This window comes from Erwinia sp. TECH1 (assembly GCF_054057575.1).
Genome location: NZ_JBSRZK010000001.1, coordinates 3347283 through 3372604, shown reverse-complemented (window position 1 = coordinate 3372604; position 25322 = coordinate 3347283). Strand labels below are relative to the sequence as shown.

Here is a 25322-nt window from a genome sequence, read left to right as displayed (position 1 = left end):
GCAATTAACAATGTGGAAATGGTTACATCAGTCAGGGAAGCCCGACAGGCTTTACCAGTTATGTGGTCGCCTGCTGCCCTGGTTTGCAGTTGCCGCGACGGTTACGTTAGCCACCGGCTGGATATGGGGATTTGGTTTTGCGCCGTCCGACTATCAGCAGGGCGACAGCTATCGCATCATTTATATTCATGTTCCCGCCGCGATGTGGTCAATGGGTATCTACGCCGCCATGGCGATCGCCGCGTTCACCGGCCTGGTCTGGCAGTGGAAAACGGCCGATCTTGCCGCTGCGGCGATGGCGCCCGTCGGCGCGGTGTTCACCTTTATCGCGCTGGTCACCGGCTCCGCCTGGGGGAAGCCGATGTGGGGAACCTGGTGGATCTGGGATGCGCGCCTGACCTCGGAACTGGTGCTGCTGTTCCTCTATATGGGCGTAATCGCGCTTTATAACGCCTTTGACGATCGCCGTATGGCGGGCCGGGCGGCTGGCATCCTTGTCCTGGTGGGCGTGGTAAACCTGCCGATAATCCACTATTCGGTGCAGTGGTGGAATACGCTGCATCAGGGCTCTTCCGGCGTCTTCCAGCAGGCGATAGCGCCTTCCATGCGCACGCCTTTACGTTGGGCTATTGCGGGCTTCTGGCTGCTGTTTATCTCGCTGACGCTGATGCGTCTGCGTAATTTGCTGCTGTTGAGCGAGCGCCATCGTCCCTGGGTAAGGGAAGTGGCGGAAAAAGGAGCGCGCCAATGACGGCTTTCTCATCCTGGCAGGCTTTCTGGGCGATGGGCGGCTACGCCTTTTACGTCTGGCTTGCCGTCGCCTGCACGCTGATGGCGCTGGGCGCGCTGGTGCTGCACACCATCATTAGCCGTCGGCGGCTGTTGGCCGACATTCGCCAGCGCGAGTCGCGGGAGCGCCGCATCAAAGCGGCAAAAATGAAAAAGCAGGGAGCATCATTGTGAATACCCGTCGTAAAAATCGCCTGCTCGTAGCGATTGCCATCCTGGCCGGACTCGGGCTGGCGACCGCGCTGGTTATGTATGCGTTACGTTCGAATATCGATCTGTTCTACACCCCCAGCGAAATCCTGAACGGCAAAGGCGAAAGCCAGCAAAAACCGACGCCGGGCCAGCGTCTGCGCGTCGGCGGCATGGTGATGCCCGGCAGCGTCAAGCGCGATCCCAACACGTTACAGGTTTCCTTTAAACTCTACGACGCTAACGGCGTGGTCAGCGTGAGCTATCTTGGCATCCTGCCGGATCTGTTCCGGGAAGGGCAGGGCGTGGTCGCGCAGGGCGTGCTGGAGCAGGGCAACCTGATCGAAGCGAAAGAAGTGCTGGCGAAGCATGATGAAAAATACACGCCGCCGGAAATTGAGGATGCAATGAAAAAGAACCATAAGATTGCGGTGAACCAGCCATGATACCGGAAATCGGCAGTTTTCTGCTTGCACTGGGCGTGGCGCTGGCGCTGCTGCTGAGCATCTATCCCCTGTGGGGCGCTTCCCGTCAGGACAGACGGCTGATGGGCCTGGCCAGGCCGCTGAGCTACGCGCTGTTCGCCTGCGTGCTCGCCGCTTTTATCGTGCTGGTGCACGCCTTTGTGGTGAATGATTTCAGCGTCGCTTACGTCGCCACCAACTCCAACACGCTACTGCCGGTCTACTACCGCATTGCGGCGACCTGGGGCGCGCACGAAGGTTCGCTGCTGCTGTGGCTGCTGCTGCTCAGCACCTGGACGCTGGCGGTTGCGTTGTTCAGCCGCGCGATGCCGCTGGATTCCGTGGCCCGCGTGCTGGCCGTCATGGGCATGATCAATCTTGGCTTTTTGCTGTTTATCACGCTGACCTCAAACCCGTTTACCCGCACGCTGCCTGACTTCCCGATCGACGGCAGCGATCTTAACCCGATGCTGCAGGATATCGGTCTGATCTTCCATCCGCCGCTGCTTTATATGGGCTACGTCGGGTTCTCCGTGGCTTTCGCTTTTGCCATCGCCTCGCTGATGACGGGCAGGCTGGATACCGCCTGGGCGCGCTGGTCGCGTCCCTGGACCACGGCGGCCTGGGTTTTTCTGACCGTCGGTATCGTGCTCGGCTCGGCATGGGCCTATTACGAGCTTGGCTGGGGCGGCTGGTGGTTCTGGGATCCGGTAGAAAACGCCTCCTTTATGCCGTGGCTGGCGGGTACGGCGCTGATCCACTCGCTGGCGGTAACGGAAAAGCGCGGCACCTTTAAGGCCTGGACGGTGCTGCTGGCTATCACCGCGTTTTCGCTCAGCCTGCTGGGGACGTTCCTGGTGCGTTCGGGCGTGCTGATTTCGGTGCACTCTTTCGCCTCCGATCCGGCGCGCGGCATGTTTATCCTGGCTTTTCTGGTGATCGTTATCGGCAGTTCGCTGCTGCTGTACGCCATCAAAGGCAGCAAGGTGCGCGGCCGCGTACAGAACGAGCTTTGGTCGCGCGAATCCTTCCTGCTGGGCAACAATATTCTGCTGATTGCCGCCATGCTGGTGGTGCTGCTCGGCACGCTGCTGCCTTTGGTGCACAAGCAGCTGGGCCTGGGCAGCATCTCTATCGGCGAACCTTTCTTTAATACGCTGTTCACCTGGCTGATGGCGCCGCTGGCGCTGCTGTTGGGCATCGGGCCGCTGGTGCGCTGGCGTCGCGACGAGCCGCAAAAGCTGTGGAAGCGGCTGGCGCTGGCGCTGGTTGCCACGCTGGCGTTGTCCATTTTGCTGCCGTGGCTGATGCAGGACAGCATTGAAGCGATGACGGTAGTGGGACTGCTGATGTCGCTGTGGGTTATCTTCCTGACGCTGATGGAGCTGCACGAGCGCGCTACCCATCGCCATCGCTTTTTCACCGGGCTGCGTCACCTTTCACGCAGCCACTGGGGCATGGTGCTGGGGCATCTTGGCGTCGCCGTGACCGTTATCGGCATCGCTTTCAGCCAGAACTACAGCGTGGAGCGCGATGTCCGTATGCGTGCGGGCGATACGGTTGATATCCATAACTATCACTTTATCTTTCGCGATGTGCGTAACCTACAGGGCGCAAACTACACCGGCGGCGTGGGCATCATCGACGTAACGCGCAACGGCAAGCATGAAGCAACGCTGCATGCCGAAAAGCGCTACTACAGCGTGGCGCACACTATGATGACCGAAGCGGCAATCGACGGCGGCTTTACGCGCGATCTCTACGCGGCGCTGGGCGAAGAGCTGGAGGATAATTCCTGGGCGGTGCGTATCTATTACAAACCATTCGTGCGCTGGATCTGGTTCGGTGGCCTGTTTATGGCGGCCGGCGGCATATTATGCCTGCTCGATCCGCGCTATCGCTCGCGTAAAAAGGTGCCGGCATGAAAAAGACCCTTTATATTCCGCTGGCGCTGTTTCTGCTGCTGGCCGCCGCGCTGATGTGGCAACTCACCCGCAACGCCAACGGCGACGATCCGACAAAGCTGGAATCGGCGCTGGTAGGCAAGCCCGTGCCGGTTTTCCGGCTGGAATCGCTGGACAGGCCCGGCAAAATCTACGACCAGTCGGTACTGCATGACGGTAAACCGATCCTGCTCAACGTCTGGGCGACCTGGTGTCCTACCTGTCGCGCCGAACACCAGTATCTCAATACGCTGGCGGTACAGGGCATCCGCGTCGTGGGGCTGAACTACAAGGACGATCGCAGCAAGGCCGTTAACTGGCTCAACTCGCTGGGTAATCCTTATGCGTTGAGTCTCTACGATGGCGACGGTATGCTGGGGCTTGATTTGGGCGTCTACGGCGCGCCTGAAACCTTTTTAATCGATGGCAAAGGGATTATTCGCTATCGCCACGCCGGGGATATGAACGACCGGGTATGGAACAGCGAAGTAAAGCCATTGTGGGATAAATACAGCAAGGAAGCAGGCCAATGAAACGCGTTTTACTTCTCGCCGCACTGATCTTCTCTTTCGGCGTACTGGCGGACAACATAGACACCTACCGATTCTCATCGGTAACCCAGGAGCAGCAGTACCGGCATCTGACGGAATCGCTGCGCTGCCCCAAATGCCAGAACAACAGCATTGCGGATTCAAACGCGATGATTGCCGCCGATATGCGGCTGAAGGTTTATCAGCTGCTGCAAAGCGGCCAGACGCCGGAGCAGGTCAAAGCCTGGATGGTGGCGCGCTATGGTAATTTCGTCACTTACGAGCCGCCGGTGATGGCCTCCACGCTGATCCTGTGGGCTGGCCCCGTGCTGTTTGTAGTCGCGGGCGCGGTGGTGATGGTACTACGCAGCAGAAAACGCACCGGTTCCGGGCTGGATGCGGAGCAGCAGGCGCGGCTTGACGCGCTGTTAAATAACAGGAAGCAAACATGAGTGAATTCTGGCTCACCGTTCTGGCTTTACTGGTGGCCGCCAGTACGCTGCTGCTGATCGCCGGAGGCCGCAAGCGCGCGGCGCTGGCGACAGACCGTGACACGCTGAACAAAACTTTTTACCATCAGCGCCTTCAGGAGCTGGAGCAGGACGAAGCGCAGGGCGTCGTGGCAGAGCGCGCGGAGATGATCCGCGAGCTACAGCAGACGCTGCTGCTGGACATTCCTCAGGAAGCGCCAACCCACGAGCGCGCGCTCAGCCGCTGGGTCTTGTTGCCCGGCGTGGTGATTCTGGTGGTCGTCAGCCTGGGCGTCTATTTCAAAACCGGCGGCTTTGCGCAGGTGCTTGCCTGGCAGCAGGTCAATAACGAACTGCCCACGCTGCGGGCGCAGCTGATGGATCCGCAGGCAAAGCCGCTGACAATGGAACAGCTGGCCCGGCTTGGGCTGGGGATCCGCACCTCGCTGCAACAGGATCCGCGCAACGTAAGCGACTGGCTGATGCTGGGCCGTATCGGCATGGTGCTGAACAACGCCGCTACGGCAACCCAGGCTTTTCGCCGCGCCATGCAGCTTGCTCCCACGGATCCGGAAGTAAAGCTAAGCTACGCCGATGCCCTGACGCGCTCGCAGGATCCGCAGGATAATCGCCAGGCAACGGCTATGCTCAACGAGATGGTGAAAAGCGACGGCGACAATATTCGCCTGCTCAGCCTGTTGGCATTTAATGCTTTTAGCCAGCAGCGTTACGCGCAGGCCACAGCGGTCTGGCAAAAGATGTTACAATTGTTACCGGCCGACGATAAGCGGGTGGCGGCGATCCGCCGCAGCATCGAGCAGGCTAAAACCGAGTCCGGCGGACAAACCAGCCGCCTGGCGCTGACCGTGACGCTGGCCGCCGGCGCGGAAAAGCAGCTGCCCGAAGGCGGCGTGCTCTATATTTCTGTTTCCGACGGCGTGGCGAAAGTGCCGGTGGCGGTGAAAAGAGTGCCGTTGAGCCATTTCCCGCTCTCGCTGACGCTGGATGACAGCAACGCCATGATGCCGGAGCGTCTGCTCTCGGCGCAGCATCAGGTTCAGGTGCGCGTGCGCATCTCGCGAGACGGCAGCGCCAATCCGCAGGCCGGCGACTGGTTCGGTGCCAGCGCGGTCACGCCTTTCGATGGTCATCAACAGCTGGCCGTTGAGATTAACCAACAGCAGCCGTAGTCGGCTTGATTTAACAGGGAGAGAGAGATGAACTACCGCGTGATGGGCGTGGCGTTGGCCAGCGTACTGCTGATTGGCTGCGCCAGTTCGCAGACGGCGGATGAACCCCAGGGGCGCTCCGATCCCCTGGAAGGGTTCAACCGCACGATGTTCGACTTTAATTACAACGTGCTGGATCCCTATGTTGTTCGTCCCGTCGCCGTCGCCTGGCGCGATTACGTGCCGGTACCCGCGCGCAGCGGCCTGAGCAACTTTCTCGGCAACCTGAGCGAGCCGTCTACCATGGTGAACTACTTTATTGAGGGCAAGCCCTATAAAGCGATGATCCACTTTAACCGCTTCTTCCTGAATACCATTCTGGGTCTGGGCGGCTTTATCGACGTGGCCGGCATGGCCAACCCGACGCTGGCGAAGGAAGAGCCGCGCCGTTTCGGCAGCACGCTGGGCAACTATGGCGTGGGTTATGGCACCTATGTTGAATTGCCGGGCTACGGCAGCTTTACGCCGCGTGAAGACGTGGGCGGCATGGTCGACGATCTTTATGCGCCGCTGAGCTGGCTGACCTGGTGGATGACCGCCGGTAAGTGGGCGCTGGAAGGCGTGGAAACCCGCGCGCAGCTGCTGGATTCCGACGCTATTCTGCACAACAGCAAAGATCCCTATGCCTTTGTCCGCGCGGCCTATTTCCAGCGCCACGATTTCCTTGCCAGCGACGGCAAGCTGATCCCGCAGGAAAACCCGAACGCCGCCGCCATTCAGGGCGATTTGGACGATATCGACGCCAACTGATTTGCCGCATGCTGTTTGCAAAAAAGGCCCGAATCGGGCCTTTTTTATTGGCTTAAGCCTCAGAACTTGTAGTTAAAGTTAGCGCCGTAAAGCCAGGCTTTGCCGGTGGAACGGAAAGTATAGGGGCCTTCCTCTACCGTGACGTGCTGGCCGTGCATATAAGAAAGCCCCACGTCCACGGACGCATCCTGATTAAAGGCGTAGGACGCGCCGGTGCTTAGCCACAGGCGATCCTGATCGGGAATAGAGATGGAGCGCTGATCGGCAGGTACCGGGCTGTCATCAAACGCGATACCGGCGCGAAACGTCCAGTTATCATCGTAGAAGTAGGACGTGCCCAGCGCGAGGCGGTAAGCATCCTTATAGCTCTCTTCCTTATAGAACAGCGTCTGACCGCCGCTGCCGGTGGCCTTCAACTCCTGGAACTGGCTCCAGCTGGTATAGGTCAGGCTGTAGTGCACGGCCCACTGCGGGGCAACTTTATGGTAGCCCGAGACTTCCCACATTTCCGGCAGGTTTAGCGTCAGCGCGCCGGGAATGGTCGATCCGCTGGTGCCATAGGGCAGGCCCAGGTTAAGCGCCTGATTAAGCGGGTTGATAGCGCCCGGAATGCTGCTTTTATAGTCGCCGTCGAAATCGACTTTAACCTCGGAACGGTAAGTAAAGCCGAAGCGGTTATCCTCATCCACTTCGTACAGGATGCCCGCGTTCCAGCCGTAGCCCCACTCATCGCCCTTCAGGTGCGCAATTTGCGTATCGGTTGGAAAGCCCAGCGCGCGGCCCGCTTCGCCTGCGTAACGTTCAATCTTCGCGCGCGCATAGACGGCATCAAAGCCGACGCCAAAGCTGAAATGCTGGTTCAGTCGATAAGCGGTGCTTAAGTTAAAGTTAACGGTTTGCAGATCCGTTTTACCGGCATACGGCCCGGCGGCGTAATCATTATTAAATTCCGTCGCCAGTCCATAATTAGCGGTCGCGGACGCGCCCAGCCACCACTGGTCGTTTAGCGGCTGCACGTAATGGAGATTGGGCACCCACTGCGTGGGCGCGATATTGTCCGCGTTCAGACTCTGGCCGGACAGGCTGCTGGTGCCGTCAATACTGACGCCCGGATCGATAAAAACCGCGCCTGCCGAAAACATTGGACGATCCATCAACGCCATGGTCGCCGGGTTACGGCTGGCGGAAGCGGCGGTATCGCCCATTGCGCCTTCGCCAGAATAGGCACGACCTAATCCGGCAGAGGAAAATTCATGAAGTTGAAAGCCGGCTGCAAAAGCATGGGAAGAAACAATGGCCACTGCGGCTGCAAGAGCAGACTTCGCAAACAGGTTTTTATGGTTCATGACCACAACCTCTTTATCTGATTTTATTAATACCGTTACGCAGGCAACGGCAGGACGCTACAGAGGGGCTGAAAGACGGCTAACTAATCAGACCAGTGGCCCCAGTATAGGTCTGGCCCCTGTAGTTGTTGCAATATTGTTTTATAAATATTTCTAAATTGATCAATAAAAAGCGATCTGCTTAACAAAAACCTGCGAGTCACAACAGGCGGCGTTGAGTCTAGCCTGTTTCAGATCAAATTTATCTTTGATTTTCATTACCGGATGACGCTTATTCACTGAATCACCGGACAGAAAAAAAGGGCAGGCGTAGAATAAAAGCATTATGACCTTAAGTCCGCCCCGAGCGGCCGCTAACCGGAGGATCTTATGACCCACGCCATCAATAAATGTAGCGCCAACGAAACCGCCGCCTGTTGCTGTGTGGATGTCGGTACTATCATGGATAACACCGACTGCACAGCCAGCTGGCGTCACCTGTACGAAAATCGCCAGCAGGCTGAAGCCGCCCTGCAGGAGCTTATCGGCAAGGCGCGCCAGGTGGAATCCGAACCTTGCGATATCGTCGGCCGTTTCGAAGAGAAGCCGGACGGCGTGCAGCTGGATGCAGATTTTACTTTTAGTTGCCAGGCAGAAACGATGATCTTTCAGCTGGCGCTGCGCTAATTGTTCAACGCGGAACCGCCGGGCCTGGCCCGGCATTCTTAAAAAAATGAGTGGGCTACGCCCGCTCATGGTTCCCAAAACCGTGGTTTCCCTCGCACTTTTCTTTTCCACATTATGCAAAATGTAAAAATCTGGTTAACAATAAACAGGTCTGACCTCTTTTGGCAGTGATGCCGCTGATTTTTACAGGTGAATAATGAAAGCGCTCCCTTTGCTGACGCGTCAGGGTCAACGCATAGCGATAACGCACGGTTTACGCACCCCTTTTGCTCGCCAGGCCACGGCACTTCAGGCTATACCGGCTATTGAGCTGGGGCGAATGGTGGTCAGCGAACTGCTGGTACGCAGCGATATCCCGCCCGACGTTATTGAACAGCTGGTGTTTGGCCAGGTGATCCAGATGCCCGAAGCGCCGAATATCGCGCGCGAAATCGTCCTCGGCACTTCCTTAAGCGTACATACCGACGCCTATAGCGTAAGCCGCGCCTGCGCCACCAGTTTCCAGGCCGTCGCTAACGTGGCCGAAAGCCTGCTGGCCGGCACCATTCAGGCCGGTATTGCAGGCGGCGCGGACTCCGCTTCCGTCTTGCCTATCGGCGTCAGCAAACAGCTGGGCCGCGTGCTGGTGGACCTCAGTAAAACCCGCTCTCTGGTGCAAAAATTACGGCTGCTCAGCCAGCTTCGCCCGCGCGACTTGCTGCCCGTGCCGCCTGCCGTAGCGGAATATTCCACCGGCCTGCGCATGGGCGATACCGCAGAACAGATGGCGAAAAGCTACGGCATCACGCGCGAGCAGCAGGACGCGCTGGCGCATCGTTCGCACCTGCGTGCGGCAAAGGCCTGGGAAGAGAACAGGCTGGCGCAGGAGGTAATGACGGCCTGGGTGCCGCCGTGGCGCAGCCCTTTACAGCAGGATAACAACGTGCGTCTGCATTCCAGCCTGAAAGATTATGCCCGGCTACGTCCCGCTTTCGACCGTAAACACGGTACGGTAACGGCGGCTAACAGCACGCCGCTGACCGACGGCGCGGCAGCGGTAGTACTGATGACGGAAGCGCGCGCCAGAGAGCTGGGCATTACGCCGCTGGGCTATCTGCGCAGCTACGCCTTCACCGCCATCGGCGTGCAGGAGGATATGCTGCTTGGCCCGGCCTGGGCATCGCCGCTGGCGCTCGACAGAGCAGGCATTACCCTGAAGGATTTAACGCTTATTGATATGCACGAGGCATTTGCGGCCCAGACGCTGGCCAACCTCAACATGTTCGCCGATGAGCGGTTCGCTCGTGAAGTCCTGAACCGGCCTCATGCGCTGGGCGAGGTGGACGAAGAAAAATTTAACGTGCTGGGCGGCTCTATCGCCTATGGACATCCTTTTGCCGCGACCGGCGCACGCATGATCACCCAGACGCTGCACGAGCTACGGCGTCGCGGCGGCGGCCTGGGGCTGGTCACGGCCTGCGCCGCTGGCGGTCTTGGTGCGGCTATGGTTCTGGAGGCGGAATAATGACGGCATCCGCATTTACATTCAGCCTGCGTGCCGACAACGTGGGCGTCATTACTTTCGATGTGCCGGGTGAAAAGCTCAATACGCTAAAGGCAGAATTCGTCGGGCAGATCCGGGAAGTGATTGCGCAGGCGCGTCGTCAGCCGGAGCTGGCTGGCCTGGTTTTTATCTCCGGCAAGCCGGACAGTTTTATCGCGGGCGCGGATATCACCATGATTGCTGCCTGCCGCTCGGCAGAAGAGGCGGCTGCGCTGGCGCGACAGGGGCAAAAGGTCATGGCAGAGATCGCCGCCTTGCCTTTTCCGGCGGTGGCCGCCATTCACGGCGCCTGTCTGGGCGGCGGGCTGGAGTTGGCGCTGGCCTGCCACCAGCGCGTCTGCACGCTGGACGAGAAAACGCGGCTGGGCCTGCCGGAAGTGCAGCTGGGCCTTTTGCCCGGCTCCGGCGGCACGCAGCGGCTGCCCAGGCTGATTGGCGCCTCTCACGCGCTGGATCTGATGCTGACCGGCAAAACGCTGCGTGCAAAGCAGGCGTTAAAGCTGGGCCTGGTGGAAGAGGCTGTGCCGCAGACAATTCTGCTGGAAACGGCGGTGGACATGGTGCTCAGAGGCCGACAGCCGCGCCGCGTGCTGCCATTGAGCGAGCGGATGCTTAACGCGCCCATGGGACGCGCGTTGCTCTTTAAGATGGCGACCAGACGGGCGGAAGCGAAAACGCGCGGTAACTATCCGGCCACGCGCAAAATTCTTTCGGTGGTGCGTACCGGCCTGCAGCAGGGCCGTAGCGCCGGTTACGCCGCCGAGGCTAAAGCGTTCGGCGAGCTGGCGATGTCGCCGGAATCCATCGCGCTGCGCGGCCTGTTCTTTGCGACCACGGAAATAAAGAAAGAGAGCGGGGCACAGGCGGCGCCGCAAGAGGTGAAATCCGTTGCGGTGCTGGGCGGTGGACTGATGGGCGGCGGCATTGCTTACGTCACCGCCTGTCGGGGAAATCTGCCGGTGCGCATCAAAGATGTGCGGCCGGAAGGGATTACGCATGCGCTGAAATATAGCTGGGATCTGCTGGAGAAAAAGATCGCGCGCCGCCAGCTGACGCCGGGTCAGCGCCAGCGGCAAATGGCCCTGATTAGCGGCGGCCTGGACTATCAGGGATTTCGGCGTCGTGACCTGGTGATCGAAGCGGTATTTGAAGACCTTTTTTTGAAGCAGAAAATGGTGGCGGAAGTGGAGGCTAACGCGTCGCCCGACACGATTTTCGCCTCCAATACTTCCTCGCTGCCGATTAGCGATATCGCCGCGCACGCCCGCCGCCCGGAGAATGTTATCGGGCTGCACTATTTCAGCCCGGTCGACAAAATGCCGCTGGTGGAGGTTATCCCCCACGCGCAGACCAGCGAGCAAACCCTCGCTACCACGGTAAAGCTGGCGAAATTGCAGGGTAAAACGCCGATAGTGGTGGCGGACAGCGCCGGGTTTTACGTTAACCGTATTCTGACGCCCTGCATCAACGAGGCGCTGCGCTGCCTGCTGGAAGGCGAGCCGATAGAAAACATTGATGAGGCGCTGGCGGACTTCGGCTTTCCCGTCGGGCCGATCCAGCTATTGGATGAGGTCGGCATCGATACAGGTGCCCATATCCTGCCGGTGCTGGCCGCAGCCTGGGGCGAACGCTTTCAGGCGCCGCCCGCGCTGGACGCCGTCCTGAACGATAACCGCAAGGGACGCAAAAACGGGCGGGGATTTTATCGCTACGGCAAGAAAGGGGGCGGCAAAAAACGGCCCGATGCGACAATTTATAAATTACTGAACGTTCATCCAAAAGCGCACCTGAGCAAAGAGCTTATCGCGCGACGCTGCGTAATGATGTTGCTGAATGAAGCGGCGAGAGCCTTTGATGAAAACGTGATTCGCTGCGCGCGCGACGGCGATATTGGCGCGGTGTTCGGGATAGGTTTTCCGCCGTTTACCGGCGGCCCGTTCCGCTATATGGACGCGCTGGGCGCGGGGCAGATAGTGGCGCAGCTGGAACAGCTTTCCCGCACCTGCGGCGCGCGTTTTACCCCCTGCGAACGCCTGCAAAAAATGGCGCAAACGGGAGAAACCTTTTACAAAACTACAGGTAAGGCGAATACCCAGCCTGTTTCAACGGGTTAGATCGGACGCTTCTGAAAGGTGCTGATAACCGTTTGTCAACAGGCGGTTATTTAGTAAACAATCGGTTGACTTGCCTTCTGGCATTAGGGTACAACACAGCGTTCATTCACAGAGTGAAGAGTCGGAAAACCTGATTTTCCGGCGTTTATGTTTAATAACAGCGGTGCAATATGCAAGTTTTCATTATGCGTCACGGCGATGCGGCACTGGATGCAGCCAGTGATGCGGTAAGGCCTTTGACCCACTGCGGCTGCGACGAGTCGCGGCAGATGGCAGGCTGGCTCAACGGTCAGAAAGTGGATATCGATCGGGTGTTGGTCAGTCCCTATTTGCGAGCTGAGCAGACGCTCTCTACGGTACGTGAAGCGCTGATCCTGCCCGTGGAGCAGGAAGTGCTGCCGGAGCTGACGCCGGGCGGCGATCCGGCGCTGGTGGCCTGCTATCTTCAGGCGTTGGCGAAGGAAGGCGTCAAAGCGGTGCTGGTGATTTCCCATCTGCCTCTGGTGGGCTATCTGGTGTCCGAGCTTTGCCCGCAGGAAACGCCGCCGATGTTCGCCACTTCCGCCATCGCCAGCGTCACGCTGAACGACGAAAGCGGCTGCGGCAAGCTGGAATGGCAGGTCAGCCCTGGACGGCTGGCAAAAGCGATGTGATCGTGCCGGGCCGGTTGATCCGGCCTGAGGTTGTTGACAAACTCATTCTCCGCCATCAAGTGGCTTTCAGGCTGGTGAAAAGCAGCAGAGGCAGATCGGAACACGGACACGCCGTGAATCCGTCCATGGAGGCTCGTTTCGCGCGTCCATGCGCGACCGCCTATCCGCTCAGCCTCTGCCGCCGAGAAACAGCTGAGTTGCTGTAAAAAACGCCAGGATGCCTCGGCTATTTAGGTTTGTCAGCAGTCTGGGGCCGGTTGAACCGGCCTGCTTCGTGGCTGGCGTCGCGTCGTAAGATAAAGCGGCCAGCCCCAACGCTGTTCGCCGGGAGGCGGCCTGACTAAGGCAGCTCCGGCGGCTGCCACTCTTCTACTTCAATCAGCACCAGCAAAGCGGCATCGCCGCCAAACATTTTCGGCGCCTGATGAAAGGCCATCACCATAGGATGCTGCGCCAGCCACAGCGGCGTCTGCTGCTTGAGCACGTGCTTGCCGTGACCGTGCATCACGCTGGCGCAAAAGATATGCTCGCGGCGGCAGGCGGCTATCAGCGCGCCCAACTCCTCTTTTGCCTGTTTCTGCGTCAGCCCGTGCAAATCCAGAAAAATCTCCGGCGTATAGTCGCCTCGCCTGAGCTTCTTCAGCTCGTAATGGCTGACGTCGCTTCTGACGTAGCGCACTGGCCCTTCAGCGGACAGCAGAGGCTGAAACTCATCGGAAAAATAGTGGCTGTTGTCTATCTGCTCGGACAGCAGGCGCTTTTGCGGCACCTGCGAGAATGTTTTCCGCAATGGCTTATGCACTATCGTGTCCTGAGCCAGCTTACGCGTGCCGGTCATTAATCCACGGAACAGCGCTTCATCTTCGGCGCTCAGGGGCTGTTTTTTACTCATCTGATCCTCAGGCGGCACGCGGCGGCGGGATTTTTAACAATAATCCCATCAGTTTACCCTGTCTAATCCCTGCAAATAAACAAATGTCAGTTTTTTCACGCCTGCGCGCTGGATTCTCGTCAGCTTCATGGCAAACTAGCTGCCGAGTTGAGTTTGGCCTGTGGAGGGCACTTTGGACAAAATTTTCGTTGATGAGGCAGTCAGTGAGCTGCATACCATCCAGGATATGCTGCGCTGGACGGTGAGTCGGTTTGCCGCCGCGGAGATCTGGTACGGCCACGGCACCGATAACCCCTGGGACGAAGCCGTTCAGCTGGTGCTGCCCACGCTGTATCTGCCGCTGGATATCCCGGAAGATATGCGTACCGCGCGCCTGACTTCCAGCGAGCGTCACCGCATTGTCGAGCGCGTTATTCGCCGCATCAACGAGCGTCTTCCCGTCGCCTATCTGACCAACAAAGCCTGGTTCTGCGGCCACGAGTTTTACGTGGATGAACGCGTGCTGGTGCCGCGCTCGCCGGTCGGCGAACTGATCAATGACCGCTTCGCCGGCATTATCGCGCATGAACCCAGCCATATTCTGGATATGTGCACCGGCAGCGGCTGCATTGCCATCGCCTGCGCCTATGCCTTCCCGGAAGCGGAAGTGGACGCCGTAGATATTTCTGCGGACGCGCTGGCCGTGGCCGAGCAGAATATCACCGCGCACGGTATGGATCATAACGTGACGCCGATCCGCTCCGATCTGTTCCGCGATCTGCCAAAGACCCCTTACGATCTGATCGTCACCAATCCGCCCTACGTGGATGAAGAGGATATGGGCGATCTGCCGGAGGAATATCAGCACGAGCCGGAGCTGGGGCTGGCCGCCGGGCGCGACGGCCTGAAGCTGGCGCGCCGCATTCTGGCCTGTGCGCCGGACTACCTGAGCGAAGAAGGCGTGCTGGTCTGCGAAGTGGGCAACAGCATGGTGCATATGATCGAACAGTATCCCGACGTGCCGTTCACCTGGCTGGAATTCGCCAACGGCGGCGACGGCGTATTTATGCTGACCCGCGAGCAAATTGTCGCTGCGCAACATCATTTCGGCATTTATAAAGACTAAAAAACATCACAGGCATCCCCGGCGCAGGCGGTTTTGCTCCGATCAGCGCGGAAACCGTAGCCTGTGCACGGATTTCGCGCTGGCCGGAACGGAAGCGGCAAACGGGATGGCCTCCTGAAAAGTTCAGAGGACTTCATGGCTGGTAATACGATTGGACAGGTTTTCCGCGTCACCACCTTTGGTGAATCGCACGGGCTGGCGCTGGGCTGTATTGTCGACGGCGTGCCGCCCGGCATCCCCCTGACGGAAGCCGATTTGCAGCACGATCTGGATCGCCGCCGTCCCGGCACCTCACGCTACACCACCCAGCGCCGCGAGCCGGACCAGGTCAAAATCCTCTCCGGCGTGTTTGAAGGCGTCACCACCGGCACCAGCATCGGCCTGCTGATTGAAAATACCGACCAGCGCTCGCAGGATTACGGCGCCATCAAAGACGTCTTCCGTCCCGGCCACGCCGACTATACCTATGAACAAAAGTACGGCCTGCGCGACTATCGCGGCGGCGGGCGCTCTTCCGCGCGTGAAACCGCTATGCGTGTGGCGGCGGGCGCTATCGCCAAAAAATACCTCGCCCTGAAGCACGGCGTGAAGGTGCGCGGCTATCTGGCGCAGATTGGCGACGTGGCCTGCGAGCTGAAGGACTGGGATCAGGTGGAACAGAACCCGTTCTTCTGCCCGGATCCGTCAAAAATCGAGGCGCTGGACGAGCTGATGCGCGCGCTGAAGAAAGAGGGCGATTCTATCGGCGCTAAAGTCTCCGTAATGGCGGAGAACGTGCCGGTTGGCCTGGGCGAGCCGGTTTTCGATCGTCTGGACGCGGATCTGGCGCATGCGCTGATGAGCATTAACGCGGTGAAAGGCGTGGAAATCGGCGACGGCTTTGCCGTGGTCAACCAGCGCGGCAGCGAACATCGTGATGAAATTCGCGCGGGCGGCTTTCAGAGCAACCACGCGGGCGGCATTCTGGGCGGCATCAGCAGCGGCCAGCCGATCCTGGCGACGCTGGCGATGAAGCCAACGTCCAGCATTACCGTGCCGGGCAAAACCATTACCCGCACGGGCGAAGAAACGGAAATGATCACCAAAGGCCGTCACGATCCCTGCGTAGGGATCCGCGCCGTGCCGATCGCGGAAGCCATGATGGCGATCGTGCTGATGGATCATTTACTGCGTCATCGCGGACAGAATGCGGACGTGCAGACGAACATTCCACGCTGGTAATCACCATGAAAAAGACGCTGTTCGCGCTTTGCGGCCTGCTGCTCAGCGCTTCCACGCTGGCGGCTACGCCCTGGCAATCGATCCGGCAGCCAATAAGCGGCGCGCCGCACGCTATCGGCTCTTTCGCCAACGGCTGTATCGTCGGCGCGCAGGCGCTGCCGCTTAACGATCCGACCTATCAGGTGATGCGTCAGGACCAGCGTCGCTTTTATGGTCATCCCGATCTGATCCTGTTTATTCAGCGGCTGGGCGCTCAGGTGCATAATTTGCAGCTGGGCGAAGTGCTGATTGGGGATATGGGCATGGCGGCGGGCGGTCGCTTCAGCAGCGGCCATGCCAGCCACCAGACCGGGCTGGATGTTGATATCTGGCTGCAGTTACCGCAGACGCGCTGGAGCTCACAAATGCTGCTGAAGCCGCAGCCGCTGGATCTGGTGGCGGCAGACGGGAAAAACGTGGTGGCGCGCCACTGGCAGCCGCAGATCGACAGCCTGATCAAGCTGGCGGCAAAAGATGACGACGTCACGCGTATCTTTGTGAATCCGGCGATTAAAAAACAGCTCTGCGCCGATGCGGGCAGCGATCGCGACTGGCTGCGCAAGGTACGCCCATGGTTCGGCCATCGGGCGCATATGCACGTGCGCCTGCGTTGTCCTACGGACAGCCTGGAGTGCCAGGATCAGCCCGCGCCGCCGCCAGGGGATGGCTGTGGCGCAGAGCTGGCAAGCTGGTTCGCGCCGCCAAAACCTTCCGGCGCGCCGATAAAACGCGAGCCGCCGCCGTTGCCGCCTTCCTGTCAGGCGCTTCTGGATAACCATCAGCTTTAGGAAGAAAAAATGGAATGGTTTGCCGTCAGCCCGCTGCTGCTTGGGCTACTGTTTTGCATCGCCGTGCTGGCCGCTTTTATCGATTCTATCGCCGGCGGCGGCGGGCTGCTGACCGTACCGGCGCTGCTGGCGGCCGGGCTTTCTCCGGCGCAGGCGCTGGCGACCAACAAGCTTCAGTCCGTCGGCGGCTCTTTTTCCGCCAGCCTCTATTTTATTCGGCGCAAGGCGGTGGATCTTAAAGCGCAGCGGCTGAATATCCTGATGGCGTTTATCGGCTCGATTCTCGGCGCAATGCTGATCCAACACATTCAGCCGGGGCTGCTGCGTCAGGTGCTGCCGCTGCTGATTATCTCGATCGGCCTCTATTTTCTGCTGATGCCTAAGATCGGCGAAGAAGATCGCCATCGTCGCCTGCACGGCCTGCCATTTGCGCTGGTGGCGGGCGGCTGCGTCGGCTTTTATGACGGCTTTTTCGGGCCGGGCGCTGGCTCCTTCTATGCGTTGGCCTTCGTCACGCTTTGCGGTTTCAACCTGGCGAAATCTACCGCGCACGCCAAGGTGCTGAATTTGACCTCTAACCTGGGCGGCCTGCTGTTTTTTATTTTCGGCGGCAAAGTGGTGTGGGGCACCGGCCTGATTATGCTGCTCGGCGCCATTTGCGGCGCACGGCTCGGCGCACGGCTGGTGCTGAGCCGGGGACAGCAGCTGATCCGCCCGATGGTGGTCACCGTTTCCATTGTCATGAGCGGGAAGCTGCTCTATGACAGCCACGGCGCAGAGATCGCCGCCTGGTTTCACCATCTGTTTAGCTGAATCTTAATGTTGACGCGTCACAAGACGTGAAATTTTTGCAGAAGAGAACAATGCGTACTCACGACTATTCGCAGCTGATCGAGATTTTCGACCGCTGTTTTTTTGACGATTTTCAGACCCGCCTGGTGAAGGGCGATGACGAACCCATCTACCTGCCCGCCGATGAGGAAGTCAGCTATCACCGCGTGGTGTTCGCCCACGGCTATTACGCCAGCGCGCTGCATGAAATCTCCCACTGGTGTATCGCCGGAGCCGAGCGGCGCAAGCTGGTGGATTTCGGCTACTGGTATTGTCCCGACGGCCGCGACGCCATGACGCAAGGCCAGTTTGAAGCGGTGGAGGTCAGGCCGCAGGCGCTGGAATGGCTGTTTTGTGTAGCGGCGGGCTTTCCCTTCAACGTAAGTTGTGACAATCTCAATGGCGATTTCGAGCCGGACCGCATTGCGTTCCAGCGCAAGGTACACGCGCAGGTAATGGCTCATCTGGAAAAGGGAATTCCGTCACGGCCAGCCCGTTTTATCACCGAACTGGGTCGCTACTACTCAACGCCGCCGCTGACCGCAGCGCAGTTTCCCTGGCCGGAAGATCTCTGACCAGCATGGTAAATAAGGAATTGTATGATTGATGAATTTGAAGCGCGTATCCTGGCCCTGATCGATAACATGGTGGAGAGCGCCAGCGATGACGAGCTGTTCGCCAGCGGCTATCTGCGCGGGCATCTGACGCTGGCCGTGGCCGAAATTGAGCAGTCGGGCGAGCACACGCCGGAAGCGCTGCAAATCCAGGTGCTGAACAGCCTGGAGACGGCGATCCACGCCGGAGAGCTTTCGCCGCGCGACCAGGCGCTGGTGCTGGGCATGTGGGATAATTTGTTCCTGCAGGCGCGCCATCCCTCCTGATCCCTGACGGCGCCGTCGGCAACAAGCAAGGCCGCCGTGATTTTAGCGGCCTGATGCGTCCGGCGTCTCCGGTTTCCAGTCTGCCCTGGGCGGCATCCCCAATTTCCTGTCTGCTCTACGCGACGTCTCCGGTTTCCTGTCTGCCCTCCGGGGCGGCAGCGGCTTTTAGCCTGCCGCCTTCACCGCTTTACCTTTCAGCAGCTTGCGCACCCAGTAGCGATTAGGATGGGTGGCCGCCAGCGTCTGCCTGTCCAGCGGGATCGGTTCGCCGCACAGCTCCGCCGCCAGCGCTTCTGCCGCCAGCGGCGCGCTGCATAATCCCCTGGAGCCTAACGCGCCCAACACAAACAGGCCGCGCCAGAGGGGCGCCGGCTGCGCCGTGGCTTTGTTTTGCGCCAGATCTGCGTATTGCGCCAGCGTTTGCTGATAGTCCGGCAGCGGGCCAATCATCGGCAGATGATCGCGGGTGGCGCAGCGCACGCCGTTGCGGGCGCTGCCTGCGCTAACGTCCACTTCGCGAGGCCATTCCGCCTCCGGCAGACAGCGGAGCAGCCGCTCGCGGTTTTCCTGCTGATCTTCTTCGCGATAGGCGGTAGCGCTGTCGGCGCGATGATAGCTTGCGCCGATACAGTGCTGCTGATTATGCGGATTAACCGGCGTCAGATAGCCGTCGTAGCATAAAACCTGTTTAAGCTGGCCCAGCGCGGGCGTAGTCGGGATATGGCTGACCTGGCCGCTGACGGCATAGGCGGGCAGCTTTTCACTCTGCGGCAGCGCGGTCAGCGCGTGGCCGGTCGCCAGCACCACGTTGCGGTGAGTCTGCGCGGGCCGATCGGCAAAATCGAGCTGCCAGCCCGTCGGTGTTGCGGTCAGTGCGGTCAGCCTGTGATGCCAGCGCGTAATCAGCCCCTGCTGCTGCGCCAGCGCAAACAGCGCAGGCGTCAGCTGGGCGGGTGAGAGCCAGCCGCCAGCCGGATAGGTAATGCCGCCAAAGCCGGTTTCCACCCCGCACAGCGCTTCGGCTTCCTGCCTGTCCACACCGCGAGCGATGGTTTCCGGCAGCTGCATGGTCAGCATTTTAGTGATTTTGTCCGCGCTTTTTTCATCCCAGCCCAGCTGGGTAACGCCACACCACTCGTGATCGAACGCGACCGGCAGGCTATCGTAAACACGACGGGCAAAGGTAAATGCGGCCGGAAAAAAGCGCGCCAGCGCCGGATCGTGATGGTTCAGCAGCGGATAAAGCGCGCCCTGGCGGTTGCCGGAAGCGCCCCGGGCCGGTTCGCCGTCGGCGCTGTAGAGCGTGACTTTTTTACCGCGACGCAGCAGCGCCAGCGCCAGCAGCGCGCTGGCCACGCCGCCGCCGATTACCGCAATGTCGTCGCCTTCCGCCGCCGGACGGTGATACCACGGCGCTTCGGCTGGCGCGTCGATAGCGTTCTCCAGCACGCCCGCCAGCATTTCCCGTTTGGGGCCAAAGCCTTTACGCTTGCCGACGGTAAAACCCGCCTCCTGCAATCCGCGCCGCACAAAGCCTGCCGAGGTAAAGGTGGCCAGCGTGCCGCCGGGACGCGCCATTTTCGCCATGCAGGCGAACAGTGCCGGCGTCCACATGTCAGGATTTTTCGACGGCGCAAAGCCATCCAGAAACCAGGCGTCGACCTGATGATTGAGGCTGTCATCGAAGGTCGGGATCAGCTGGTTAATATCGCCGAACCAGAGATCGAGCGTGACGCGACCCTCGGCCAGCAGCAGCCGGTGACAGCCGGGCAGGGCGGCTGGCCACTGTTCGCGCAGCGCGCGCGCGTATGCTGCCAGTTCAGGCCAGCTTTGATGCGCGCTGGCGAGATCGTTGACGCTGAGCGGATACTTTTCACAGCTGATAAAGTGCAGGCGCTGCAAACGAGCCTGCGGCTGCTCGGCGCAAAAGCGCTCGAAAGCCTGCCAGAGCGTTAAAAAATTCAGGCCGGTGCCAAAACCGGTTTCCGCCGTGATAAACAGGTCGCGAGAATGGTGCGCAAAACGGTCGGGCAAGCCGTTGCCGCCAAGAAACACGTGACGCGTTTCCTCCAGGCCGTTTGCGTCGGAAAAATAGACGTCGCCAAAGGTTCGGGATACAGGTGTACCCTGTTCATTCCAGCTTAGTTCTGCATACTCTATTGGGGCGCTGTTCACGGCAAAAGCTCAGTTATCTCGCGGTGCGGCGATTGTAACTCTGGGGGTACGCCTACGCAAATTTACAAAAATCAGGCGCTGGTTGGACTTGTTCGGCTTACAACTGTACGCTAAAGTGCGTGTCGAATCCTAATATAAGTAGTTAACGAGGTATTGAATGAAACGTGCAGTGATTACTGGCCTGGGTATCGTTTCCAGCATTGGTAATAACCAACAGGAAGTCCTTGCATCCCTGCGTGAAGGCCGCTCCGGCATTACCTTCTCTCAGGAGCTGAAAGATTCCGGTATGCGTAGTCACGTCTGGGGCAACGTCAAACTCGATAAAGACGAAATCTCCAGCCTCATCGATCGCAAAACCCTGCGTTTTATGAGTGATGCGTCCATTTATGCCTATATTTCTATGCTGGAAGCGGTAAAAGATTCCGGTTTGACCGTTGAACAATACCAGAACAACCCGCGCGTGGGTCTGGTGGCCGGTTCCGGCGGCGGCTCGCCGATCAACCAGGTAGCCAGCGTTGACGGAATGCGCGCCAAAGGCCTGCGCGGCGTCGGCCCTTATATGGTGACCAAAGCGATGGCGTCCGGCGTTTCCGCTTGCCTGGCGACCCCGTTCAAAATCCACGGCGTAAACTACTCCATCAGCTCCGCCTGCGCGACCTCGGCACACTGCATCGGCAACGCCGTTGAGCAGATCCAGCTGGGCAAACAGGATGTGGTATTTGCAGGCGGCGGCGAAGAGCTGTGCTGGGAAATGTCCTGCGAGTTCGATGCGATGGGTGCGCTGTCCACCAAATATAACGAAACGCCGGAAAAAGCGTCCCGTACCTATGACAACAGCCGCGACGGCTTTGTTATCGCAGGCGGCGGCGGCATGGTTGTTGTGGAAGAGCTGGAGCACGCGCTGGCTCGCGGCGCGCACATCTACGCAGAAGTGGTTGGCTACGGCGCCACCTCCGACGGCGCAGACATGGTAGCGCCATCAGGCGAGGGCGCAGCACGCTGTATGCGTCTGGCTATGCACGGCCTGGATACGCCGATTGACTATCTGAACACGCACGGCACCTCTACGCCGGTAGGCGATGTGAAAGAGCTGGGCGCCATCCGCGAAGTCTTCGGCGACAACACGCCGGCGATGTCGGCCACCAAAGCCATGACCGGCCACTCTCTGGGTGCGGCGGGCGTGCAGGAAGCTATTTACTCGCTGCTGATGCTGGAGCACGGCTTTATCGCGCCAAGCATCAACATTGAAGAGCTGGATGCGGCGGCGGAAGGTCTGAACATCGTGACCAAACCAACCGAGCAGCAGCTGACTACCGTGATGTCCAACAGCTTCGGCTTCGGCGGCACCAACGCCACGCTGGTGATGCGCAAGCTGTAATCAGTAAGCAATTTCATAAAAGGATGCTCCGCAAGGGCATCCTTTTTTTATGGCCGCAGTATGCCGATGTATAAGATAAGCCTCGCCAGAGACAAAGGTTAGCAGCCATGCCGTAAGGCCAGGCGTTAGCGTCAAATACGTTAACCTTCCCACTCCGCCGTAATCACAGAAGCGTTGTAGCCGGATGATCATCAGGCATATCGCCCGGCTGAGGGCGCAGGGACATCCACCGTTTCGCGCGGGCTGAATGGCGAAGGCCGCGTCAGTCAGAAAACGCGTGAGAAAGCGGAAGCCGTTAGCCTGCAAAAACACGGGCCAGCTTTTCCACCGCGCTGACAATCTCTGCTGGCGCCAGGGCGGAAAAACCCAGCAGCCAGCCTTCCTGCTGCGCATCTCCCTGATACAGGGGCGACAGGCGCGGCAGCACCAGGCCTGCCTGCAAAGCCTGACGCGTTAATTTTTTTTCGCCGCCGTCCGGCAGCGTGGCCGTCAGCTGTAGCCCATGCTGGTGGCTCAGCGGATGCAGCCTGTCTCCCAGCTTTGTCGCCAGCTCTGTCAGCAGCAGTTCGCGGCGGCTGCCGTAAAGTTTGCGCATCAGCCGCAGATGCGCCTGAAAATGGCCGCGATCGAGAAAATCCGCCGTCACCGCCTGCATCAGCTGCGCGCTGTGTCCGTCCATCACGCTGCGCATCCGGCAGCAGGCGTCAACCAGCGCGGGCGGCACCGCCAGATAAGCCAGCCGCAGGGAAGGGAACAGCGTTTTGGAAAAGGTGCCGAGGTAGAGCACGCGCCCGGCCTTATCCAGCCCCTGAAGCGCGGGCGCAGGCTGTGCGCCGTAATAAAATTCGCTGTCGTAGTCATCCTCAATCAGCCAGCTACCGTGGGCGCGCGCGTACGCCAGCCAGGCCAGACGACGCGTCAGGCTCATGGTCGCGCCGGTGGGATACTGATGGGATGGGGTCAGGTAGATCAGCTTCGCCGCCGGCCGGTCGGGTATTTTTGCGCCCTCGTCGTCCAGCTCCAGCGTGCCGATGGTCGCGCCCGCGCTGTTGAAAGCATGATAAGCGCCGCGATAGCCCGGCTCTTCCAGCCAGACGGCATCGCCCGGATCGCACAGCAGCATCGCCAGCATCTGCAACGCCTGCTGAGAGCTGGTCAGGATGATAATTTGCCCGGCATCGCAGCGCACGCCGCGCGCCTGGGCAAGATAACGCGCCACCGCTTCACGCAGTTCAGCCAGCCCCTGTGGCGCGCCATAGTCCATCATTTTTTCCGGCGTATGGCGCAGCCGCTGCGCCACCAGCCGCCGCCAGATAGCGTGAGGAAAAGCCCGCAGATCCGGCGAACCGGCGGCAAAAGCCAGGGGAAAAAGCGGATCGTCGCAGCCGCCAGAGGCGACAATGTTGCTGCCGCGTGACGAGAGCGCGGGAGCCGCTGTCGATGACGCTGGCGTGGGGCGTCGCGGCACCGGCAGATCGGCGGCGACGAAAGTGCCTTTGCCGCTGTGCCGCAGCAGGCAGCCTTCGCTTTCCAGCTGCGCATAGGCCGCTTCCACCGTCACTCGGGACAGCGACAGATCGACGGCAAGCAGCCGGGAAGAGGGTAGCCGCTCGCCTTGCCGCAGCGTGCCATCGGTGATGAGCTGACGCAAGGCGGCGCATAGCCTGTCCCGTCGGGTGCGGGCCTGCTGCGAGGCGAACAGCTGGATTAAGGGCACGTTGGTCAGCGGCATAATGGTCTTATCACCTGATTAAAATGGGTATCCTTTTTAAGGCCGTTTTACCCTATCATCAGGCAGACCTTAAGCAAAGGAGTACACATGATGACCCTGTCCGCCGTTTTACAATTTCCACCGCCTGACGCCGCACGCAGCGAAGCATGGCTACGCGAAAAGCTGGCTTACTACAGCGATGCCTGGGATCTGGCGCAGGATCTCGCCAACGGCATTACCGATATCGTGGTGATCGATACCCGTGCGGCAGAGCAGTATCAGACCGCGCATATTCCCGGCGCGATAAGCTTTCCTCACCGCACCATGAGCGCAGAAACGCTGGCGGCGCTGGACGGCAGCAAAGTTTACGTGACCTACTGTGACGGCATTGGCTGCAACGGCTCGACCAAAGGCGCATGGAAACTGGCCTCGGCGGGACTGCGGGTTAAAGAGCTGATTGGCGGGCTGGATTTCTGGCTGCGCGACCGTCATCCGGTCGCGCAAGGAGAAGAAGCGGGCAGCTGGCCGCAACAGGATTTACAGGCGTGCGGCTGTTAAGCCTAAAGGAACAGCCACAGCAGAAAAATAAACAGCACCAGCGCGGCAAAAGCTGTTACGGCCGGACGCGTCGCCAGCGGCCTTAGCACCGGCGGCACGTAGCCGGAAATAATCGGCTGCGGATGGATCTCGCTGTCGGCCAGCGGCATCTCCTTCAGCCGTTCGGCCCGCCGCGCAAACAGCAGATTCATCAAATCCTGCGCCTGGGCTGCGGTAAGGATCGCCTGCGGCGGCAGCTGGAAGCGCTGCTGGCTGGCCTCCTCCAGCATGCGCTGCTCTGCATGATCGGAAGGCACCTTCAGCGAGGCGAGAAGCGTATGCAGCGTCGGGGCAGGCTGCTGGCTCAGCGTCTGGCTAACCTGAAGATACTGGGTCAGCAGCGGGAACAGGCGTGAAGGAATGGGATCGCCGCTGTGCAGGTTGACCACCTTCAGCACGGAAGTCCACAGCTTCACCGGCTGTTCGCCGGTAACGGCAGCCAGGCGAGCGACCTGCTGATTGAGCGCGTGGTGCTCCGCCGGCAGCAGCGAGCGATCGGTGACGCGGTTCTGCTGCGGCTGCGGGATCGCCATCTGGCCGTTTTGCAGCATGGTCAGCACCTGGCGCAGCTGATCGGGATTCAGCGAGCTGAGCACCGTATGACCAAACTGCTGCCGGATAAAATCGCTTACCGCCTGGCGATTATTGCCCGCAGGCAGCAAATCGCTCAGCTGCTGAAACAGCTGTCGGGTGGCGTGCGTGTTCTGCACCTGCGCAAGCCGCGTATTAAGAAACTGCTCCGCCGCCGGAAAATGACGCGCCAGCAGACCGGCATCGTTCTTCACGCCCACTTCATGACGCAGTCCGGCCCATAGCTCCGGGGCCTTTAGCGAACTGAGCGACATGATTTTGACAATCAGCCTTTCCAGCGTGGTGCGCTGAGCAGGGGTCAGCGGCTGATCGCCCGGTCCGGTTCGGCCGGTATCAGCGACCGTCGCTCGTTCGCCGGGTAATGGCGCGCCTGGGCCATTAAGAGGTTGCATGGCAAAATCCTTAACTCAACACTGTCCGGAAAGCG

The 25322-nt window shown here is 59.9% G+C and carries 25 protein-coding genes and 1 pseudogene; 21 read left to right on the top strand and 5 right to left on the bottom strand.

What is annotated here, in order from left to right; all coding sequences use genetic code 11:
- Positions 1 to 10: 10 nt before the first annotated feature.
- The 8 genes from ACVWZ0_RS15750 to mlaA are packed head-to-tail and all read left to right on the top strand — an operon-like array spanning position 11 to position 6364.
- Positions 11 to 751 carry a heme ABC transporter permease gene (locus ACVWZ0_RS15750; RefSeq protein ID WP_253459661.1) on the top strand — a complete coding sequence of 247 codons (741 nt, stop codon included), beginning with the start codon at positions 11 to 13 and terminating at the stop codon, positions 749 to 751.
- Complete coding sequence (gene ccmD / locus ACVWZ0_RS15745; protein ID WP_253459664.1) at positions 748 to 963, top strand: heme exporter protein CcmD; 216 nt, start codon at positions 748 to 750, stop codon at positions 961 to 963. The genes ACVWZ0_RS15750 and ccmD overlap by 4 nt, the downstream gene beginning before the upstream one ends.
- Positions 960 to 1424: a cytochrome c maturation protein CcmE gene (gene ccmE / locus ACVWZ0_RS15740; RefSeq protein ID WP_253459666.1), complete on the top strand. Its 465-nt coding sequence runs from the start codon at positions 960 to 962 to the stop codon at positions 1422 to 1424. Before ccmD ends, ccmE begins: the two co-directional genes overlap by 4 nt.
- On the top strand, positions 1421 to 3367 hold the full coding sequence (locus tag ACVWZ0_RS15735; protein ID WP_253459668.1) for a heme lyase CcmF/NrfE family subunit: 1947 nt from the start codon (positions 1421 to 1423) through the stop codon (positions 3365 to 3367). Before ccmE ends, ACVWZ0_RS15735 begins: the two co-directional genes overlap by 4 nt.
- The gene (locus ACVWZ0_RS15730) at positions 3364 to 3918 is read left to right on the top strand and encodes a DsbE family thiol:disulfide interchange protein (RefSeq protein ID WP_253459670.1); all 555 of its coding nucleotides are present in this window, start codon (positions 3364 to 3366) and stop codon (positions 3916 to 3918) included. The genes ACVWZ0_RS15735 and ACVWZ0_RS15730 overlap by 4 nt, the downstream gene beginning before the upstream one ends.
- Positions 3915 to 4367 carry a cytochrome c-type biogenesis protein gene (locus tag ACVWZ0_RS15725; protein ID WP_253459672.1) on the top strand — a complete coding sequence of 151 codons (453 nt, stop codon included), beginning with the start codon at positions 3915 to 3917 and terminating at the stop codon, positions 4365 to 4367. The genes ACVWZ0_RS15730 and ACVWZ0_RS15725 overlap by 4 nt, the downstream gene beginning before the upstream one ends.
- Positions 4364 to 5575 carry a c-type cytochrome biogenesis protein CcmI gene (gene ccmI / locus ACVWZ0_RS15720; protein WP_253459674.1) on the top strand — a complete coding sequence of 404 codons (1212 nt, stop codon included), beginning with the start codon at positions 4364 to 4366 and terminating at the stop codon, positions 5573 to 5575. Before ACVWZ0_RS15725 ends, ccmI begins: the two co-directional genes overlap by 4 nt.
- A gap of 27 nt (positions 5576 to 5602) precedes the next feature.
- Complete coding sequence (gene mlaA / locus ACVWZ0_RS15715) at positions 5603 to 6364, top strand: phospholipid-binding lipoprotein MlaA (protein WP_253459676.1); 762 nt, start codon at positions 5603 to 5605, stop codon at positions 6362 to 6364.
- Between the two features lie 59 nt (positions 6365 to 6423).
- Here mlaA and fadL read toward each other — a convergent pair whose 3' ends face one another.
- Complete coding sequence (fadL, locus tag ACVWZ0_RS15710) at positions 6424 to 7710, bottom strand: long-chain fatty acid transporter FadL (RefSeq protein ID WP_253459678.1); 1287 nt, start codon at positions 7708 to 7710, stop codon at positions 6424 to 6426.
- A 369-nt stretch (positions 7711 to 8079) separates the two neighbouring features.
- On the opposite strand from fadL, the gene ACVWZ0_RS15705 reads away from it, so the two are divergent.
- The 4 genes from ACVWZ0_RS15705 (at position 8080) to sixA (ending at position 12686) form a co-directional block, all read left to right on the top strand.
- Positions 8080 to 8376 carry a YfcZ/YiiS family protein gene (locus tag ACVWZ0_RS15705; RefSeq protein WP_253459680.1) on the top strand — a complete coding sequence of 99 codons (297 nt, stop codon included), beginning with the start codon at positions 8080 to 8082 and terminating at the stop codon, positions 8374 to 8376.
- 193 nt (positions 8377 to 8569) lie between these two features.
- On the top strand, positions 8570 to 9880 hold the full coding sequence (gene fadI, locus ACVWZ0_RS15700; protein ID WP_253461262.1) for an acetyl-CoA C-acyltransferase FadI: 1311 nt from the start codon (positions 8570 to 8572) through the stop codon (positions 9878 to 9880).
- A complete protein-coding gene (fadJ, locus tag ACVWZ0_RS15695) occupies positions 9880 to 12033 on the top strand; it encodes a fatty acid oxidation complex subunit alpha FadJ (RefSeq protein WP_253459683.1) in 2154 nt (717 codons plus the stop codon). Before fadI ends, fadJ begins: the two co-directional genes overlap by 1 nt.
- 170 nt (positions 12034 to 12203) lie before the next feature.
- Positions 12204 to 12686, top strand: coding sequence for a phosphohistidine phosphatase SixA (gene sixA / locus ACVWZ0_RS15690; RefSeq protein WP_125288302.1), 483 nt, complete (start codon positions 12204 to 12206; stop codon positions 12684 to 12686).
- 340 nt (positions 12687 to 13026) lie between these two features.
- On the opposite strand, the gene smrB is transcribed toward sixA, so the two are convergent.
- On the bottom strand, positions 13027 to 13578 hold the full coding sequence (gene smrB, locus ACVWZ0_RS15685) for an endonuclease SmrB (RefSeq protein ID WP_125288301.1): 552 nt from the start codon (positions 13576 to 13578) through the stop codon (positions 13027 to 13029).
- Between the two features lie 172 nt (positions 13579 to 13750).
- On the opposite strand from smrB, the gene prmB reads away from it, so the two are divergent.
- The 6 genes from prmB to ACVWZ0_RS15655 all read left to right on the top strand — a co-directional run bounded on the left by prmB (position 13751) and on the right by ACVWZ0_RS15655 (position 18443).
- The gene (gene prmB, locus ACVWZ0_RS15680; RefSeq protein ID WP_253459685.1) at positions 13751 to 14683 is read left to right on the top strand and encodes a 50S ribosomal protein L3 N(5)-glutamine methyltransferase; all 933 of its coding nucleotides are present in this window, start codon (positions 13751 to 13753) and stop codon (positions 14681 to 14683) included.
- A 135-nt stretch (positions 14684 to 14818) separates the two neighbouring features.
- On the top strand, positions 14819 to 15904 hold the full coding sequence (aroC, locus tag ACVWZ0_RS15675) for a chorismate synthase (RefSeq protein WP_253459687.1): 1086 nt from the start codon (positions 14819 to 14821) through the stop codon (positions 15902 to 15904).
- A gap of 5 nt (positions 15905 to 15909) precedes the next feature.
- Positions 15910 to 16731, top strand: a complete 822-nt coding sequence (mepA, locus tag ACVWZ0_RS15670; protein WP_253459689.1) for a penicillin-insensitive murein endopeptidase — start codon at positions 15910 to 15912, stop codon at positions 16729 to 16731.
- A 9-nt stretch (positions 16732 to 16740) separates the two neighbouring features.
- On the top strand, positions 16741 to 17544 hold the full coding sequence (locus tag ACVWZ0_RS15665) for a sulfite exporter TauE/SafE family protein (protein ID WP_253459691.1): 804 nt from the start codon (positions 16741 to 16743) through the stop codon (positions 17542 to 17544).
- 50 nt (positions 17545 to 17594) lie between these two features.
- On the top strand, positions 17595 to 18137 hold the full coding sequence (locus tag ACVWZ0_RS15660) for an elongation factor P hydroxylase (protein ID WP_253459693.1): 543 nt from the start codon (positions 17595 to 17597) through the stop codon (positions 18135 to 18137).
- Positions 18138 to 18161: 24 nt separating this feature from the next.
- The gene (locus ACVWZ0_RS15655; RefSeq protein WP_125288295.1) at positions 18162 to 18443 is read left to right on the top strand and encodes a YfcL family protein; all 282 of its coding nucleotides are present in this window, start codon (positions 18162 to 18164) and stop codon (positions 18441 to 18443) included.
- A 165-nt stretch (positions 18444 to 18608) separates the two neighbouring features.
- Here ACVWZ0_RS15655 and mnmC read toward each other — a convergent pair whose 3' ends face one another.
- Complete coding sequence (gene mnmC / locus ACVWZ0_RS15650; RefSeq protein ID WP_253459696.1) at positions 18609 to 20618, bottom strand: bifunctional tRNA (5-methylaminomethyl-2-thiouridine)(34)-methyltransferase MnmD/FAD-dependent 5-carboxymethylaminomethyl-2-thiouridine(34) oxidoreductase MnmC; 2010 nt, start codon at positions 20616 to 20618, stop codon at positions 18609 to 18611.
- 157 nt (positions 20619 to 20775) lie between these two features.
- Between mnmC and fabB the strand changes: the two genes are divergently transcribed.
- Both fabB and ACVWZ0_RS15640 read left to right on the top strand, forming a co-directional pair.
- Positions 20776 to 21996, top strand: a complete 1221-nt coding sequence (gene fabB, locus ACVWZ0_RS15645; RefSeq protein ID WP_253459699.1) for a beta-ketoacyl-ACP synthase I — start codon at positions 20776 to 20778, stop codon at positions 21994 to 21996.
- A 231-nt stretch (positions 21997 to 22227) separates the two neighbouring features.
- Positions 22228 to 22332, top strand: a pseudogene (locus tag ACVWZ0_RS15640) (hypothetical protein); the annotation flags it as partial.
- On the opposite strand, the gene pdxR reads toward ACVWZ0_RS15640, so the two are convergent.
- Complete coding sequence (gene pdxR / locus ACVWZ0_RS15635) at positions 22292 to 23728, bottom strand: MocR-like pyridoxine biosynthesis transcription factor PdxR (RefSeq protein ID WP_253459702.1); 1437 nt, start codon at positions 23726 to 23728, stop codon at positions 22292 to 22294. The pseudogene ACVWZ0_RS15640 and the gene pdxR sit on opposite strands and share 41 nt — an antisense overlap.
- Positions 23729 to 23815: 87 nt before the next feature.
- Between pdxR and ACVWZ0_RS15630 the strand changes: the two genes are divergently transcribed.
- Entirely contained in the window at positions 23816 to 24265 is a 450-nt protein-coding gene (locus tag ACVWZ0_RS15630) for a rhodanese-like domain-containing protein (RefSeq protein ID WP_253459705.1), read from the top strand.
- Between the two features lie 2 nt (positions 24266 to 24267).
- On the opposite strand, the gene flk is transcribed toward ACVWZ0_RS15630, so the two are convergent.
- Positions 24268 to 25287 carry a flagella biosynthesis regulator Flk gene (flk, locus tag ACVWZ0_RS15625; RefSeq protein ID WP_253459707.1) on the bottom strand — a complete coding sequence of 340 codons (1020 nt, stop codon included), beginning with the start codon at positions 25285 to 25287 and terminating at the stop codon, positions 24268 to 24270.
- Between the last annotated feature and the right edge of the window lie 35 nt (positions 25288 to 25322).

Excerpts from the sequence above, each read along its gene's own strand:
- ACVWZ0_RS15750 (WP_253459661.1), top strand. The coding sequence starts at position 11 with ATGTGGAAATGGTTACATCAGTCAGGGAAGCCCGACAGGCTTTACCAG.
- ccmD (WP_253459664.1), top strand. The coding sequence starts at position 748 with ATGACGGCTTTCTCATCCTGGCAGGCTTTCTGGGCGATGGGCGGCTAC.
- ACVWZ0_RS15735 (WP_253459668.1), top strand. The coding sequence starts at position 1,421 with ATGATACCGGAAATCGGCAGTTTTCTGCTTGCACTGGGCGTGGCGCTG.
- ACVWZ0_RS15730 (WP_253459670.1), top strand. The coding sequence starts at position 3,364 with ATGAAAAAGACCCTTTATATTCCGCTGGCGCTGTTTCTGCTGCTGGCC.
- ACVWZ0_RS15725 (WP_253459672.1), top strand. The coding sequence starts at position 3,915 with ATGAAACGCGTTTTACTTCTCGCCGCACTGATCTTCTCTTTCGGCGTA.
- ccmI (WP_253459674.1), top strand. The coding sequence starts at position 4,364 with ATGAGTGAATTCTGGCTCACCGTTCTGGCTTTACTGGTGGCCGCCAGT.
- mlaA (WP_253459676.1), top strand. The coding sequence starts at position 5,603 with ATGAACTACCGCGTGATGGGCGTGGCGTTGGCCAGCGTACTGCTGATT.
- fadL (WP_253459678.1), bottom strand. The coding sequence starts at position 7,710 with ATGAACCATAAAAACCTGTTTGCGAAGTCTGCTCTTGCAGCCGCAGTG.
- ACVWZ0_RS15705 (WP_253459680.1), top strand. The coding sequence starts at position 8,080 with ATGACCCACGCCATCAATAAATGTAGCGCCAACGAAACCGCCGCCTGT.
- fadJ (WP_253459683.1), top strand. The coding sequence starts at position 9,880 with ATGACGGCATCCGCATTTACATTCAGCCTGCGTGCCGACAACGTGGGC.
- sixA (WP_125288302.1), top strand. The coding sequence starts at position 12,204 with ATGCAAGTTTTCATTATGCGTCACGGCGATGCGGCACTGGATGCAGCC.
- smrB (WP_125288301.1), bottom strand. The coding sequence starts at position 13,578 with ATGAGTAAAAAACAGCCCCTGAGCGCCGAAGATGAAGCGCTGTTCCGT.
- aroC (WP_253459687.1), top strand. The coding sequence starts at position 14,819 with ATGGCTGGTAATACGATTGGACAGGTTTTCCGCGTCACCACCTTTGGT.
- mepA (WP_253459689.1), top strand. The coding sequence starts at position 15,910 with ATGAAAAAGACGCTGTTCGCGCTTTGCGGCCTGCTGCTCAGCGCTTCC.
- ACVWZ0_RS15665 (WP_253459691.1), top strand. The coding sequence starts at position 16,741 with ATGGAATGGTTTGCCGTCAGCCCGCTGCTGCTTGGGCTACTGTTTTGC.
- ACVWZ0_RS15660 (WP_253459693.1), top strand. The coding sequence starts at position 17,595 with ATGCGTACTCACGACTATTCGCAGCTGATCGAGATTTTCGACCGCTGT.
- ACVWZ0_RS15655 (WP_125288295.1), top strand. The coding sequence starts at position 18,162 with ATGATTGATGAATTTGAAGCGCGTATCCTGGCCCTGATCGATAACATG.
- fabB (WP_253459699.1), top strand. The coding sequence starts at position 20,776 with ATGAAACGTGCAGTGATTACTGGCCTGGGTATCGTTTCCAGCATTGGT.
- pdxR (WP_253459702.1), bottom strand. The coding sequence starts at position 23,728 with ATGCCGCTGACCAACGTGCCCTTAATCCAGCTGTTCGCCTCGCAGCAG.
- ACVWZ0_RS15630 (WP_253459705.1), top strand. The coding sequence starts at position 23,816 with ATGATGACCCTGTCCGCCGTTTTACAATTTCCACCGCCTGACGCCGCA.
- flk (WP_253459707.1), bottom strand. The coding sequence starts at position 25,287 with ATGCAACCTCTTAATGGCCCAGGCGCGCCATTACCCGGCGAACGAGCG.